Source organism: Pseudomonas syringae group sp. J254-4, assembly GCF_032586855.1.
Lineage (GTDB): Bacteria > Pseudomonadota > Gammaproteobacteria > Pseudomonadales > Pseudomonadaceae > Aquipseudomonas > Aquipseudomonas amygdali.
The window spans coordinates 44,338-58,917 of the sequence record NZ_JAWHOO010000009.1 but is presented as its reverse complement, the minus strand read 5'-3'; the positions used below and the strand labels follow the sequence as shown (position 1 = coordinate 58,917).

The window sequence follows — 14,580 nt, the reverse complement described above, 5'->3', positions numbered from 1 at the left end:
CATCATCTTCTGAAAAACAGATACCCACCAATTGGAGTGCTTATGTCCCTGACGTTGCGCCAGGTTCGTTATTTCGTGGCAACGGCCGAGATCGGGCAAATCTCGCAGGCGGCCATTCACCTGAACATCTCCCAGTCTGCGGTGACCACGGCAATCAAGGAACTGGAAAGCATGCTCGGCACGCTGTTGTTCCAGCGCTCGGCTCAGGGCATGAGCCTGACCGAAGCGGGTCGACATTTTCTCAACCGCGCCTACGTGATCCTGCGCAGCGTCGATGATGCGCTGAACAGCCCGCTACCCGATATTCGCGCCAGCGGCGTATTGCGCTTGGCCGCCAGCTACACCGTGATTGGCTACTTTCTGCCTCACCACCTGCAACGTCTGGAACATTGGCACCCCGATGTAGCCATCGAGGTTCATGAACGCGAACGGCAAGCCATCGAACAGGGTCTGCTGGAGGGGCGCTTCGATATGGCGGTGGTGCTGACAGCCAACATCACTCACCCGGATATCGTTTCGGAGACACTGTTCAACTCCGAACGCCGTCTATGGCTGTCCAGCCATCACCCGCTGTGCCAGCGCGCCGCCGTGAGCCTTGCCGATGTAGCACAAGAGCCCTATATCCTGCTGACCGTCGACGAAGCGGAGCAAAGTGCAATGCGCTACTGGGAACTGGCCGGCCAACGACCCAATGTCAGAGTGCGCACCAGCTCCGTGGAGGCAGTGCGCAGCATGGTCGCCAACGGCAGCGGCGTGGCGATTCTCTCCGACCTGGTGCATCGTCCCTGGTCGCTTGAAGGCAAACGTATTGAAACGTTGACTGTCACCGACTCGGTAACGCCAATGAGCGTCGGCCTGGCCTGGCACCGCGAGCGCGAGTTGAGCCCGGCGATGCAAGCGTTTCGTAACTATTTTCACGATGCGTTTCTGGCACCGCAGCAGCTGTCGGCGCGGCGTTGAGCCGGGCAGGAATTATTGAAATCAAGGTGATTGCCAGATTGCCGGAAACTGCACGCAACTAGCCGGTAGCTCAGCTGCTGCGGATCGGTACCACGCGGTCGCTGGCATAAACAGCCGCGGGCTCTTCAAACTGCTGGAAGAATTGTCCGGACACCACATGATCAAGAAACTGCGCCTGGTCTTCAGTGGCGTGCAGCATTGGCGAGTAGCCATCGGCATCGGGCACTGCAAAAAGACGGGCCTTGCGTTCATGCGCCACAGCGATGAACGCTCTTTTCTCTTCGTCGGACATCGCCGAAAAGTAGTCAGACAGATTTTCCAGCGAGCGTACCGCCAGATCCTGGTCGAGCTGATCGTCATCCGTGAACATCAAATGCCAGACGAAATCGAAAGAAAGCTCAGCGAGGGCACGCATAGACGGGTTCCGTAGTGTTGAGAGACGCGAGAGTCACTGTTCACTTCAATTCGGTCAAGCGCTAAAGGATGACCTGCGTCAAGTGCAGCGCTTTAAATGGCTGAGTGTCGTTTTCGAGTCATGGATAAGGGGGGCAGGCTCAGCGGGCAATAAATGCCGGATTCTCGATCAGCAGCGCCATGCCCTGCCCGCCGCCTACGCAGGCTGCGGCAATCCCGTAGCGCAGGTTTTTTTCGCGCAATTGCCGGGCCAGGGTCATGACCAGACGTAACCCGGTGGCTGCCAACGGATGGCCCAGGCCCAGTGAACCGCCCAGACAGTTGAGTCGTTCGTTGTCCAGTTCCAGCGTTTGTGTCACCGCCAGCATCTGGGCCGCCTGCGCTTCGTTTATTTCCAGCCGGCCAATGTCGCTCAGCGCCAGCCCGCTGCGCTGCAATAACAGCTGGATGGCAGGCGTCGGGCCAATGCCCATGAACTCCGGAGCGACGCCAATCACAGCACTGGCCAGCAGGTGCGCCAGTACCTGCCTTTGTGACTGCGAAGCGCTGCCCACCAACGCCGCTGCCGCACCATCGACCACCGCACAGCTGTTGCCTGCGGTCTGCACACGATCAGCATGAATGGCGCGCAAACGGGATAAAGCCGCCAGGGTGGTCGCTCGCGGATGGCTGTCCCGCGTAACCGTTTCAACCCCTCGCGGCAACTCGATTCCGCGCGGCTGATACCCCTCCAGCTCAAAGCGCTGGCTGTTGACCGGCACAATTTCGCCAGCCCATTGGCCGCCAAGCTGCGATTGCAGTGCGCGCTGATGGCTGAGCAATGCATAACCGTCGACGGCTTCACGGCTCAAGCCGTAACGTTTTGCAAGATTATCCGCCGTAGCGATCATGTCCATTGCCGGTGCCGGGTCGTACAACGCTTCCCAGAGAAAGTCCTTGAACTGCACGGCACCGCCCAGCGGGAAACCGTCGCGATGGGTATAGGCCGCAATCGGGTTGCGCGACATCGATTCGGCAGCAACGCACAGCGCCATCTGCCCGCCTTCACTCACGTGCTGAGCAGCCTGACGCAACAGTTCGAGACCTGTGGCGCAGATGCGTTGCACGCCCAGCGCCGGAACGCTTTGCGCGACGCCGCTGTACAGGCCGATATGCCGGGGCAGCAGGTACGCATCGAAACTGGCTTGCGCCATTGAGCCAGCCAGCACGCTGTCGACCTGATCAGGCTGAATGGCAGCACGCGCCAGAACCTCACGACCGACCTTTATACCCAGATCGATGGGTGAAATATGCCCCAGAGCGCCGCCCAGATCGACCCACGGCGTACGCACTGCGTCGACAATGGCCACGTCGCTGAACGCCAGATATTGCCCGCCGCTGCTCATGCCGTCGGCTCGGCACTGATTTTGTCCGGGGACTGATCACGATAAAGCGCTTCGACTGTTTCTGCCCGCCACTGCAGCACCGCACGCTGGTTGATCGAACCCTTATCGGTGATTTCGCCACGGTCAATAGACGCGGGTTCGTCAAGCAGCACGATCCACTCCAGGCGGCTGGCATTGCCATTTGCACCCTGATTCAGGCGGGTCAGCCATTCGCCGAACCACGCGCGTACCGGCGCACTGGCCAACACCTGCGCATCAGAAGCCTGTGTATCCAGCCCGGCCAATTGGCGACATTCATGCAACCTTGGAAACACCAGCGCACCCAGGCATTCGCGATCAGGCGCGGTGATGACCACATCCTGCACGTACGGCGAGCCTTCCAGCACTGCACGGTTGCGCATGGGTCCGACACTTACAAACACGCCGGACGACAGTTTGAAGTCCTCGGCCAGACGCCCGTCGAACATCAGGCCCAGCTCGGGTGCCGCAGGATCGGCGAGCTTGATCGCATCGCCGGAGCAATAAAAACCGTTTTCGTCGAATACGTCGGCAGTCTGCTGCGGCGAGCGCCAGTAGCCGGGCATGATGTGCGGACCGCGGAAACGGCCTTCCAGCTTGCCGTCCACCGGCACCAGACACACTTCGCAACCGGGCGCAGGCAAGCCGATATAGCCAGCCATCGACAGCGGTCCGGTGGTGAACGTGCAGGAAGGCGCAGCCTCGGTCATGCCCAACCCCGCCATCATGCGAATACGCTCGCCACAATGCTGCTCGGCGACACGGTCAAGGCGATCCCAGATACTTTGCGACAGGCCGGCAGCGGCGAAGAAGAACAGTTTCATGCGCGAGAAGAATCGCTCACGCAGTTCGGCGTCCTGCTCCAGCGCGTTGACCAGCTCTTCCCAGCCTTTGGGCACGGTCAGGTAGGCCGTCGGCGAGATTTCCTTGAGGTTGCGCAGGGTTTCGGCAAAGCCCTGAACGGTCGGTTTGCCGTTGTCCAGATAGAACGTGCCACCGTTGTAGAGCACGATACCGAGGTTATGGCTGCCGCCGAAGGTGTGATTCCACGGCAGCCAATCGACCAGCACGGGCGGCTCTTCGCCGAACACCGGAAATGTCTGCAGCAGCATTTGCTGATTGGCACACAGCATGCGCTGCGTGGTCACTACGGCCTTGGGCAGTTTGGTCGAGCCCGAGGTGAACAGGAACTTGGCGATACTGTCCGGCCCACTGGCCAGAAAAGCCGCCTCGGCTTCACGCCCGCCCGGCTGATCGAACAGGCTGGCGAAACTCAGTGGAGGCCTGCCAGCGAGTTGTCCGCGTACAGTGATGATCGGCGTATCCGCTGGAATGACCGCATCAATGGCGAGCTGAAACGGCGCGGCTTCGCTGACAAACACCAGCCCTGGCTGCAACACTTCGCAAACATGCCGCAGCTTGGCGAAATCCTGGGACATGACTGAATACGCTGGCGATACCGGGCAATAGGGAATCCCCGCGTACATGGCACCCAGTGCAAGCTGCAAATGCTCGATGTCGTTACCCGAGAGCAGCGCCAACGGCCGTTCGGCGGACAACCCATACGCCAACAGGCTCTGCGCAATGGCGCGAACGTCTGTGAGCATGTCGGCGTAACTGACCTTGCGCCAGCCGTCACGGCTGTCGCGGGCGGCAATAAAGGTTTGCTGCGGACGGATGCTGGCCCAGTGCACCAATCGGTCGAGCAAGCGATCGGGCAATTGCGCCAGTGGTTCCAGGGCACGCATATGCAAAATGCCCTGCTCTTCCCGCACCTCGATGTGCGGGTGACCGATGGAGACCTGGCGATAGCGTGGTGAGCTATCTTCACTGTGCAGCGTTGATGATCTGATATCGGAACTCACGTGCGTTCTCTCCATCAAGGTACGCAGACACCCAACGGCTTGCAGCGGTTCGGGGCGAGCGTAGCAGCACAGGCTGCAGCCTTGTTATTGTTATGCCTGACTTACCGGCGACACGGTTTTTTGCAACAGTTCGGCGACGCCGGCACCGGAGGATTCAGATCGGGTAGTGCCGCGGCCCGTTTTGCAAGGTCACCCAGCGCAACTGGGTAAAATGCTCGACAGAAGCCTTGCCGCCGAAACTGCCGTACCCGCTGGACTTGACCCCGCCAAAAGGCATTTGCGCCTCATCGTGCACAGTCGGTCCGTTGATGTGGCAGATCCCCGACTCGACTCGCTGCGCAAGCGCCAGAGCGCGGCTGGTGTCGCGACTGAAAATCGCCGCCGAGAGGCCGAACTCCGAATCATTGGCCAGCCGCAGCAACGCCTCGTCACCGTCGCCACGGATCACCACAGCCACCGGCCCGAAGGACTCTTCGCGGTACAGGCGCATGGTGTCAGTCACGCCATCGAGCAGCGTCGGTTGCAGAATGCTGCCCTGTAACTGCCCGCCAATCACCAGCGTTGCGCCCAGCCCCACGGCGTCGTCGATCAACGCCTTGATGCGCGTGCCAGCCCCGACATCTACCAGCGACCCCAGCACCGACTCACTGTCATCCGGGTTGCCGGCACGCAACGTTTCGATCTTGGCGGTGAGTTTCGCAACAAAGGCATCCGCCACCTTCCGATCAATGATCAACCGTTCGGTGGACATGCAGATCTGGCCCTGATTGAAATAGGCCCCAAACGCGGCCGCTTCCACCGCCGCGTCCAGATCAGCGTCGTCCAGCACCAGAAACGGTGCCTTGCCACCCAGCTCAAGCAGTGCCGGTTTCAGATGGCGTGCCGAAAGCTCACCGACGATACGCCCCACATGGGTCGAACCGGTGAAATTGACTCGACGCACGGCCGGGTTGGCGATCAGACGCTCGACAATCGCCGCAGCATCGGCAGGCGCATTGCTGATCACGTTGACGACACCATCGCCCAGCCCGGCGTCCTGCAATACCTGACCGATCAGCCGATGCACTGCAGGGCTGAGCTCCGATGCCTTGAGCACCACGGTGTTACCGCAGGCAAGCGGCATGGCGATGGCGCGGGTAGCAAGAATCACCGGCGCATTCCACGGTGCGATGCCGAGCACCACGCCGCAGGGTTGGCGCAGCGCCATGGCAAAGCAGCCGGGCACATTGGAGGGAATGACTTCACCGTTAATCTGCGTGGTCATCGACGCGGCTTCGCGCAGCATGTTGGCGGCCAGCTGTACGTTGAAGCCATACCAGTTAGCCATTGCGCCGGTTTCGCCAGCGGCAGCGATAAATTCACCACTGCGCGCCTGCAACTGCTCGGCAGCCTTGAGCAGACGCGCTCGACGCTCGCCGGGTGCCAGCGCCGCCCAGGCGGGGAACGCAGCCTGAGCAGCCGCGACTGCCGCATCGGCATCTTCCAGGGTCGCTGCGGCCACACGCGAAACCACTTCGCCTGTCGCCGGGTTGCAGCGTTCAAATGTACGTCCATCACGGGCGGGGCACGACTGGCCGCCGATCAGCAGGGGCACGTCCAGCATGATCATTCCTCTTTGTTATTGTTGTTCAAGAGCAGCCTCAAACCTTGAAATACAAGCCTCAAGTCAAAGCCTCACGCTTGTAGCTTGTTACCGCTTATAAGCTTCCAGCCCTGGCTTGATGCTCTTGTCGTCGAGGAATTGCTTCATGCCTTGCTCGCGCCCGCCTTCCTTGTCCAGCAGGCGTGACTGATCGAGTTTGGCATACAGGTAGTCTTCGTTCTGCTCCCAGGTCAGTTCGCGGCAGCGCTTGAAGCCGTGCTTGGCGGCGCGCAGTACCACCGGGTTCTTTTCCAGCAGATTGAGGGCCAGGTCGATGGTCACCTGACGCAGTTGTACCAGCGGCACGCTCTCATTGACGAGCCCCATTTCAGCGGCTTTCTTACCATCGAAGGTCTTGCCGGTCATGATGTAGTAAAGCGACTGGCGATGACCCACGGTATCGGCCATAGCCTTGCTCACCAGGTTGCCAGGCGGTATACCCCAGTTGATTTCCGACAGCCCGAAGGTCGCTTCATCGGCGCAGATCGCCAGGTCACATGCCACCAGCGGGCTGAAGCCCCCACCGAAACACCAGCCGTTGACCATTGCGATGGTCGGTTTGGCGTACATGCGCAACATCTTCCATTGCCACTGGGAGGCCTCGCGACGGATTTTTTCCTGAAGAATCTCCGGTCCGGCGTCCACCTCACGAAAGTACTCCTTGAGGTCCATGCCGGCAGTCCAGGCCTCGCCCGCACCGGTCAACACCAGAACACCTGCGTCGGGATCCTGCTCGAGTGTTTCCAGCACATCGATCATTTCACGGTTCAGGGTCGGGCTCATGGCATTGCGCTTTTCAGGCCGATTGAGGATGACCCACGCGATGCCTTGCTCGATCTCGACCTTGACGGTTTTCCAGCGACCTTCGTACTTGCTCATGGCGATACTCTCTTGTTCTTGGCTTGACGATAGCTCAAAGCTAAACGGCAAATATAGTTATGTCAATTAACTGTTATCGGTATTAATTAAAAAGTCGGCACTCCGCCTGCATACACTGGTCACAGTGACGTATACCCCATAGCTATCGTTCGCTAACCTCGGCAAACTGATCGGCTGATTGACCCACCCCATCAAAAGGACTGCACTTTCAATGGCCAAGCCATCCGACATTGCCGACATTTGCCAGGCCTCCGCACAGGTTGCCGAAGCAGCTTTGCCAACGGATTCTGCGCTGGATGATCTGATCGGTTATGCCATGCGCCGGGCACAGCTCAAGCTGTTCCAGAACCTGATCGGACGTCTTTCCGCCCACGACCTGCGCCCGGCGCAGTTCTCGGCGCTGGCGATCATTGAGCAAAACCCCGGCCTCATGCAGGCGGATCTGGCCAAGGCTCTGGCAATCGAGCCACCCCAGGTCGTCCCCTTGCTGAACAAACTCGAAGAACGCGCGCTGGCCGTGCGGGTTCGTTGCAAGCCGGACAAACGCTCGTATGGCATCTTCCTCAGCAAGAGCGGCGAGACATTGCTGCGCGAACTGAAACAGATCGCCATCGACAGTGACCTCGATTCCACTTCAGCGCTGAATAACCAGGAACGTCAGGACCTTCTCAGGCTGCTGAAAAAGGTTTACCAATCGTAAAAATCCGTCATCGACGGCGATTTTTGCCGTCGATGACGGGCTGATTACCAAAGCGGCAAGCTGTACTGGACAATAAAGCGCGTCTGGTTTTCATCGCGAAAGGCGGCGCCTGCGGGGAAGTCGTTGCGATAGATCGACTTGCGCGCCAGCAGGCCTATATTCTTCAGCGGGCCGCTCTGAACGACGTAGCCCAGCTCCATCTGAAACTCACGCTCCTTGCGATCATCGGCATTGAAAGCGGCCAGTTCGATGTTGTCGCCGCGCACATAACGCAGGCGACTGCGTAACCCGACAAGCCCCACGGCAGTGAAGTCATAGTCGTAAATGGCTTGCCAGGTACGCTCCCTGGCATTGAGAAAATCAGAACTCATGGTCATCTCGCTCAACCCCATCAGTTCGGTACCCGATACATAGGGTGTAGCGGTATCGCCGCTCGAATGCATATAGCCAAGACTGACGCTGTGTCCTCCCCACTTGTAGCCCAACAGCGCCGACAGGTTCTGGTTATCCACTTCTCCGGCTTTCGCGCTGCCCGTGTCGCTACTGAAAAAGCTGCGCAGATCAGTGGTCAGCACGCCATCGCCGATTGCCATTTTGTGCAATAGTGCGAGCGTGTTCTGAGTATAAAGATCAGCCACTTCAGCGTGATACGCGCGTACGCTGAGCTCCTTGTTGACCTGATAGTCGCCCCCGGCATAAACCATGTGCGATGACGTTGCTGCACCATTGAAGCGCCGGTTCGGCGACGCGATGGTCATCGCCTGATAGTTGCTGGAGTCGCGCTTGTTGACCCGGTCGATATAGCCGGCATTGAAGGTCAAGCCTTCGATGTCCTTTGAAGTCAGCGTCGTGCCCCGAAAGGTCTGTGGCAACAGGCGCGAGGGGCTGGCGAAAGCAAACGGCAGAAAAATCGACACGTCGCCCGTCTTGATTGTGGTTTCGCGGAATTTAAGTTTGCCGGTCAGCGCCAGTCGTGAATACTCGTCAGCAGCCCGTCCGTCGCTGGCCGATACCGGCAATAGCTCGGTACCGCTGCGGTCTGGCGAGGAATCAAGCTTTACACCCACCAGCGTTCGCGCATCAAGACCGAAGCCCACCGGTCCTTCTGTAAAGCCGGATTCGGCGTTGATAATGAACCCCTGCGCCCACTCCCGTGTGGCTGTTTTGGCACCATCGTCCTTGTAATCACGGTCCATATAATAATTGCGCAGCGTCAAGGTGCCGTGGCTGTCCTCCAGAAGCCCCTGAGCCTGTGCGAGGTCAGGTATAGCGCTGACGCCCAGCAGGCCCAGCGCGAGACCGCAATTTTTTCCACGGAAAAAGAGAGTTGACACAGCTGTTGCTGCACCACGAGTGAGCGTTGGCATGTTGGATGTCCACTTATTGTTGTTGTTTTTGGATTCGGTCCGGCGCTGGCCGCAGGTCCGTGGAAGGAGAATTGGAGGATTTCGTATCGACGTCAATCCAGATTGACCGATAATCGAACATTAATAATGTTAACTACTTGACTAGCACTCTTTAAATACCTACCTAACTCAATGTTTTAAAAAGACTAATTCCTGATTTTATTGAATTATTGGTCCGGATTCATTTTTTAGTTATTTTTGTTACCTTGATCAACACCTGTCACAACGCCTCGTCGGCGCTCGGGAACAGGCTTTTCTCCACAACAAAAACAACAATGAGGCTTGCCATGAACAGTTCGTTGCGTCGTTCGACGCTGACCATCATCTTGTGTTTTATCGTCGCACTCATCGAAGGTTTCGACCTGCAGGCTGCCGGGACGGCGGCGGCGGGACTTCGTCAAAGCTTTGCCCTTGACCCGAAAATGATGGGCTGGGTATTCAGTGCAGGGATCATCGGGCTGCTGCCGGGCGCTTTTTTTGGCGGCTGGATTGCGGATCGCATCGGCCGCAAGAAGATTCTGGTAAGCGCAGTACTGCTGTTCGGGGTCTTCTCGCTGAGCACTGCTTATGTCGAAAGCTTTTCTGCCCTGTTGCTGGTGCGCTTCATGACCGGCCTGGGGCTGGGGGCTGCGCTGCCCAACCTGATCGCCTTGTGCGCCGAAGCTGTCGGCGAACGCCATCGCGGGCTCGCCATCAGCGTCATGTATGCGGGCGTTCCGCTGGGCGGAGCCTTGGCTGCGGTGGTCGCGATGTTTGCCAGCGAGCACTGGCAGACAACTTTCATCATCGGTGGTCTGGTGCCACTGCTGGTGGTCCCGTTGATGATCCTGTTACTGCCCGATTCCAGCGCCTTTAAACAGCAGACGACTGCCAGCGCTGTGCGGCATTCAAGTGCCAGCGCACTGTTCGGTGAAGGCAGAGCTCGCACGACACTGGCCTTGTGGGTCGGCTACTTTTTTACCCTGACCGTCATGTACATGCTGCTCAACTGGCTGCCGTCGCTGTTGATCGGCCAGGGTTTCAGCAAACCTCAGGCGGGCCTGGTGCAGATGCTGTTCAATATTGGCGGCGCGCTGGGCTCGCTACTGGGCGGGCTGTTGCTGGATCGCTGCAACGGCACCAAGGTCGTGCTGTTCGTCTACGCCGGTTTGCTGGCTGCGTTGGCGGGCGTGGGCGTGTCGGTCGGCATCGTGCCGATGGCAATTGCCGGGTTTGCTGCCGGGGTATTTGTCATGGCTGCGCAACTGGTGCTGTATGCGTTGGCTCCTCCTTCGTACCCGACTTCGGTACGTGCCACCGGTGTCGGCGCTGCGGTAGCCATCGGCCGCCTCGGCTCTGTGGCCGGCCCTTTGGCTGTCGGGCATCTGCTCGGAGCCGGTGCGGGAACTGCTGGCGTACTGTTGGCCACCTCACCCGGCCTGGTGATTGCCGCACTGGCGGCGATCACGGTGCTGTCCAGGTCGGTCGCCCTCAAGAAGCGTGAGCTCAAGGCTGCGGAGTCGAGGTGATCAGGTCGCTATGTCCATCGTCATGCACAAGTCTTGAAGAGCCCGAAAACATAGCTGAAATCCCGATAGTTCTCGTTCCCACGCTCCGCGTGGTAATGCATTTCGTGACGCTCTGCGTCACATTGCAGCCGTGATTCATCATTCAATCCGGCCCGAGATACAGGCAGCACCAAAGCCTGAGACTGCTTCGCCCTTGATACCGCGCAAGGCTGCAGATTTGTGACGCGGAGCGTCACCCAATGCATGCCAACGCGGAGCATTGGCACGATAGTCATCTGGATAACGCCGAGCACTCTGCGTAGCGCCAGGAACTGCACACTACGCATTGGCCGATAGCTATAAGACGAGTAATGCCTTACAACTTGTGCAGAAAATTCAGCACCAGCTTGTTGCCTTCGGTGCGGTTTTCCGCGCCCTGTTCGAAGTAGCTGTTGACCGTCAGGACGTTCTCCTTGCTGAAGGCATACAGGAAGCCGGGGCCGATGGCCCAGACTTTTTCCTTGCGGCCACTGACATCATGGCCATCCACCTGGGTGTCCGTGAACTGCTTGAGCCAGTAGCCATTGAGACCCAGCGAGAGCTGTTCGGTCACTGCGTATTGCACGGTCAGGTTGGCATGCAGCGCCTGACCTGCCTGAGTGTCGGAGACATTGCCGAACCCGGCTTGCGGGTCGTCGTTCTTGCCGTTCCACAAGTACATGAAACGTCCGCTGGCCGACCATTTTGGGGAAAACCAGTAAGTCGCGGCGTAGTACGGGTTGAACGACCAGAAGTTGCTGCCAGGGTTGATCGAGCGATTGCGATTGTAGGCACCAACCGGGATCGCAATGTCCGCCTCGATACGCTGGGTCAACAGCGGGCTGCCGTCAGCACGAGTGATCGTCGGTAATTGCAGAAACGGGCCGATGATCACATCACCAAACCCTGCGCGCGAACTCAGCACGGTGTTATCCAGACCATCGTCCACGTCGGCATGCGCCAGCGACGTGTTGATTGCGGTAATACCCGGCATCGCGCCATTGGCCAAAGGCTGGCCGACGTAAATCAGCTGCGTGGTCACGGCCAGTACATCCACATCCTGCTTGGGAAGTTGCAGTTTGTCGCCATTCACGTCATTGAAGCGATCGGCCCTGGCGTAGTTAAGGTACTCCTCCAGATACCAGCCTGGCCCTGCCGGAGCTGGCGATCCGTCGTAGAAGCTGGTGTTGCCCAGATTAAGGCCGGGCAAGTCATAGGCATGGACGGTTGATGAAAGGCCGATGATTGATACGGTCGCAACGGTACGCAAGATAGACTTGGGCATCTTGTGATTCCTGTACTTATTGTTGTTGTTTTTCAATATCCCCGACGCCACGAGCGTGTCGTCGGGGTTGCACCGCTTGCAGCCATTACACGTAAGAAGCTGCCAGCCCTCCGTCTACCGGCAAGTTGACACCGTTGATCCAGCGCGATGCGTCGGAACACAAAAACGCAATCACCTCGGCCACCTCGTCGGCCAGCGCAGGACGCTTCATGTGCAAGCCGTCACGGGTAACCCGTTCCTGGCCGACCATGCTGACAAAATCCCCCAGAATAGGTGTGAACACCGGGCCCGGCGCGACGCAGTTGACACGCACCGACTGCTCGCGAAACCACTCTTGCGACTGCTGAAAGCTCCAGACAATCAGCGCCTCCTTGAAGTACTGGTAGCAGGTCTCCTGAGCGACCGGATTGGCTGCCAGCCACGCCTGCCCTTCGCTATAGCTTTCAGTGGCGGCCAGCGCCTTGTGCAGTTCCAGCCGTTTAGCCCATTGGTCACCGAGTATCGACGATACGTTGACGATACTGCCGCCCGGGGCCATGCGCGGCAGCAGACACTGGGTCAGATGGCGCAGCCCCAGGTAATTGACTCGGGCAACCGCCTGAACCGGCGCAGTGCCAGGCACGCCGGCGATGTTGCACAAGGCGTCGATCTGCCTGGGCAAGCGCTCGACCAGCGCATTGATACTGTCAGGATCAGCCAGGTCCGCCTGGAAGAATCCGTCCACGGTCAGTTGCGGTTCATGGCGATCGATGCCAATCACTCTGGCACCTTGAAAGCGCGCCACCCTCGCCAGCTCAGCGCCAATTCCGGAGGACACACCCGTAACGATCAGTGTTTTATTATTCAGGTTCATAGTCACGCGCTCTTATTGTTGTTGGATCACGTTTTGTCGCTGCATCACATCGCTACTTGCAATAAAGCATAGAAGCCCGGGCACACTCAGAATGGATAGGTCGGCGCCTGATTCTTTACCGTCACCCACTGCCACTGGCTGTACTCCTCCCAGTCTGAAGGGCTGCCTGCGCTGCAGCCGTTGCCCGACGCTCCGCGCCCGCCGAACGAGTTGATGCACTCATCGGCCACGGTCTGGTCATTGATGTGCAGCATGCCGCACCGCAGTCGGTCGCCAATCGCCGTGGCGCGGCCCACATTCGGGGAAATAACGGCAGCGGCCAGACCATATTCAGAGCGATTGGCCAGTTCAATGGCTTCCTCATCGGTGGAAAAGCTGACCACAACGGCCACCGGGCCGAAAATCTCCTCCTCGAAGGCACGCATACCGGGCTTCACGCCGCTGAGCACTGTAGGGCGATAGAACAGGCCCTCATATTCGCCGCCGGTTTCCAGCTGCGCACCGGCTTGCAGGCTGTCGCTGACCACCTGGTGGACGTGCTGCAACTGGCGTTTATTGATCAGCGGCCCCAACGCAGCTTCCCCGCGTGCCGCATTACCGACCGTCAACGCCCGCGCCTTGTCTGCCAGCTTGCGGGTAAGATCGGCGACAATCGATTCGTGAACCAGAATCAGGCCGGTGGCCATGCAGATCTGCCCCTGATGGAGCCAGGCTCCGAACGCTGCATTGCTGGCAGCCAGATCAAGGTCGGCGTCTTCGAGAATGACCAGCGGGTTTTTGCCTCCCAATTCCAGCGACACTTTCTTCAGATTGCGCCCGGCAGCCTCGGCAACCTTGCGTCCGGCCGCAGTTGAACCGGTAAACGTGATCATCTGTACATTGGTGTCGCGGCACAGCGCTTCGCCCGCATCCGCCGCCCCCGGCAACACATGCAACAGCCCTTTGGGCAGCCCTGCTTCCTCGAACAGCCTGGCAATCAGAAAACCGCCACTGATCGGCGTCTGCGGGTCAGGCTTGAGCACCACGGCATTGCCAGCGGCAAGCGCAGGAGCAACCGAGCGCATGGACAGCACCAACGGAAAGTTGAACGGCGAAATCACCCCCACCACACCGTGTGCGACGCGCCGTGCATAAGACAGGCGACCGGCAGCGCTGGGCAGCATCAGACCGTGACCATGAGCCTGCGAAAGCATACCCGCGGCCTGGCGCAGCAACACAATGGCCTCATTCACTTCGTGCTGGCCCTTGTGCAGACTGCCGCCGCTCTCCCGAGCCACATACAAAGCCAGTTCATCGAACGCGCAGACCGCGTGATCAGCGGCCAGGAGAAATATTTCAGCCTTTTCACGAGGTCCCAGCGCCGCCCAGGCAGGCTGGGCAAGCGCAGCTTCCCGACAGGCAACGGCGATATCCGCCGCGTCAGCCATGGCAGTGTTCATCAACAGCTCGCCGGTCGCAGGCTCGATGACAGGCAATAACGGGGATGAGGAAGGAATCCAGTCGCCATTGAATACACATTCGGCTTCAATCGCGCGGTGCAACAGGGGGGTGCTATCAGACGCTGACATATTCAGACTCCGGCTTTTATGGTTGTAATCGCCTGCTCCACTCCAATGGACAGCACGCGCCGTAAACAGGCCTGAGCAA

At 59.1% G+C, this 14,580-nt stretch carries 12 protein-coding genes; 3 read left to right on the top strand and 9 right to left on the bottom strand.

Going from position 1 to position 14,580, the window contains the following annotated elements:
- Window positions 1–42: 42 nt before the first annotated feature.
- Window positions 43–960, top strand: coding sequence for a LysR family transcriptional regulator (locus RYB09_RS13225; protein ID WP_005731822.1), 918 nt, complete (start codon window positions 43–45; stop codon window positions 958–960).
- Window positions 961–1,030: 70 nt separating this feature from the next.
- Here RYB09_RS13225 and RYB09_RS13220 read toward each other — a convergent pair whose 3' ends face one another.
- From RYB09_RS13220 to RYB09_RS13200, 5 genes are all read right to left on the bottom strand, one after another.
- Window positions 1,031–1,375: a hypothetical protein gene (locus RYB09_RS13220; RefSeq protein ID WP_057402539.1), complete on the bottom strand. Its 345-nt coding sequence runs from the start codon at window positions 1,373–1,375 to the stop codon at window positions 1,031–1,033.
- A gap of 139 nt (window positions 1,376–1,514) precedes the next feature.
- Window positions 1,515–2,759 (bottom strand): thiolase family protein, encoded by a 1,245-nt coding sequence (locus RYB09_RS13215; protein ID WP_316888824.1) that lies wholly within the window; start codon window positions 2,757–2,759, stop codon window positions 1,515–1,517.
- Window positions 2,756–4,642 (bottom strand): feruloyl-CoA synthase, encoded by a 1,887-nt coding sequence (locus tag RYB09_RS13210; protein WP_316888820.1) that lies wholly within the window; start codon window positions 4,640–4,642, stop codon window positions 2,756–2,758. Before RYB09_RS13210 ends, RYB09_RS13215 begins: the two co-directional genes overlap by 4 nt.
- A gap of 154 nt (window positions 4,643–4,796) precedes the next feature.
- The gene (locus RYB09_RS13205; RefSeq protein ID WP_316888819.1) at window positions 4,797–6,245 is read right to left on the bottom strand and encodes an aldehyde dehydrogenase; all 1,449 of its coding nucleotides are present in this window, start codon (window positions 6,243–6,245) and stop codon (window positions 4,797–4,799) included.
- A gap of 87 nt (window positions 6,246–6,332) precedes the next feature.
- On the bottom strand, window positions 6,333–7,163 hold the full coding sequence (locus RYB09_RS13200) for a p-hydroxycinnamoyl CoA hydratase/lyase (protein WP_316888818.1): 831 nt from the start codon (window positions 7,161–7,163) through the stop codon (window positions 6,333–6,335).
- Between the two features lie 211 nt (window positions 7,164–7,374).
- Here RYB09_RS13200 and RYB09_RS13195 point away from each other — a divergent pair, with 211 nt between their 5' ends.
- Window positions 7,375–7,863: a MarR family winged helix-turn-helix transcriptional regulator gene (locus RYB09_RS13195; RefSeq protein ID WP_058402865.1), complete on the top strand. Its 489-nt coding sequence runs from the start codon at window positions 7,375–7,377 to the stop codon at window positions 7,861–7,863.
- 44 nt (window positions 7,864–7,907) lie between these two features.
- Here RYB09_RS13195 and RYB09_RS13190 read toward each other — a convergent pair whose 3' ends face one another.
- Window positions 7,908–9,230 carry an OprD family porin gene (locus RYB09_RS13190; RefSeq protein ID WP_316888816.1) on the bottom strand — a complete coding sequence of 441 codons (1,323 nt, stop codon included), beginning with the start codon at window positions 9,228–9,230 and terminating at the stop codon, window positions 7,908–7,910.
- A gap of 326 nt (window positions 9,231–9,556) precedes the next feature.
- Between RYB09_RS13190 and mhpT the strand changes: the two genes are divergently transcribed.
- Window positions 9,557–10,777, top strand: a complete 1,221-nt coding sequence (mhpT, locus tag RYB09_RS13185; RefSeq protein ID WP_316888814.1) for a 3-(3-hydroxy-phenyl)propionate transporter MhpT — start codon at window positions 9,557–9,559, stop codon at window positions 10,775–10,777.
- Window positions 10,778–11,132: 355 nt separating this feature from the next.
- Here the strand turns inward: mhpT and RYB09_RS13180 are convergent, their stop codons facing one another.
- The 3 genes from RYB09_RS13180 to RYB09_RS13170 form a co-directional block, all read right to left on the bottom strand.
- Complete coding sequence (locus tag RYB09_RS13180) at window positions 11,133–12,080, bottom strand: transporter (RefSeq protein ID WP_044323274.1); 948 nt, start codon at window positions 12,078–12,080, stop codon at window positions 11,133–11,135.
- A gap of 85 nt (window positions 12,081–12,165) precedes the next feature.
- Window positions 12,166–12,933 carry a coniferyl-alcohol dehydrogenase gene (locus RYB09_RS13175; protein WP_122280994.1) on the bottom strand — a complete coding sequence of 256 codons (768 nt, stop codon included), beginning with the start codon at window positions 12,931–12,933 and terminating at the stop codon, window positions 12,166–12,168.
- 86 nt (window positions 12,934–13,019) lie between these two features.
- A complete protein-coding gene (locus tag RYB09_RS13170) occupies window positions 13,020–14,501 on the bottom strand; it encodes a benzaldehyde dehydrogenase (protein WP_316888811.1) in 1,482 nt (493 codons plus the stop codon).
- Window positions 14,502–14,580: the final 79 nt, after the last annotated feature.

What these genes read in the sequence shown, in the direction of transcription:
- RYB09_RS13205 (WP_316888819.1), bottom strand. Translation starts at nt 6,245, where the DNA reads ATGCTGGACGTGCCCCTGCTGATCGGCGGCCAGTCGTGCCCCGCCCGT.
- RYB09_RS13170 (WP_316888811.1), bottom strand. Translation starts at nt 14,501, where the DNA reads ATGTCAGCGTCTGATAGCACCCCCCTGTTGCACCGCGCGATTGAAGCC.
- RYB09_RS13175 (WP_122280994.1), bottom strand. Translation starts at nt 12,933, where the DNA reads ATGAACCTGAATAATAAAACACTGATCGTTACGGGTGTGTCCTCCGGA.
- RYB09_RS13200 (WP_316888818.1), bottom strand. Translation starts at nt 7,163, where the DNA reads ATGAGCAAGTACGAAGGTCGCTGGAAAACCGTCAAGGTCGAGATCGAG.
- RYB09_RS13225 (WP_005731822.1), top strand. Translation starts at nt 43, where the DNA reads ATGTCCCTGACGTTGCGCCAGGTTCGTTATTTCGTGGCAACGGCCGAG.
- RYB09_RS13195 (WP_058402865.1), top strand. Translation starts at nt 7,375, where the DNA reads ATGGCCAAGCCATCCGACATTGCCGACATTTGCCAGGCCTCCGCACAG.
- RYB09_RS13220 (WP_057402539.1), bottom strand. Translation starts at nt 1,375, where the DNA reads ATGCGTGCCCTCGCTGAGCTTTCTTTCGATTTCGTCTGGCATTTGATG.
- RYB09_RS13190 (WP_316888816.1), bottom strand. Translation starts at nt 9,230, where the DNA reads ATGCCAACGCTCACTCGTGGTGCAGCAACAGCTGTGTCAACTCTCTTT.
- RYB09_RS13215 (WP_316888824.1), bottom strand. Translation starts at nt 2,759, where the DNA reads ATGAGCAGCGGCGGGCAATATCTGGCGTTCAGCGACGTGGCCATTGTC.
- RYB09_RS13180 (WP_044323274.1), bottom strand. Translation starts at nt 12,080, where the DNA reads ATGCCCAAGTCTATCTTGCGTACCGTTGCGACCGTATCAATCATCGGC.
- mhpT (WP_316888814.1), top strand. Translation starts at nt 9,557, where the DNA reads ATGAACAGTTCGTTGCGTCGTTCGACGCTGACCATCATCTTGTGTTTT.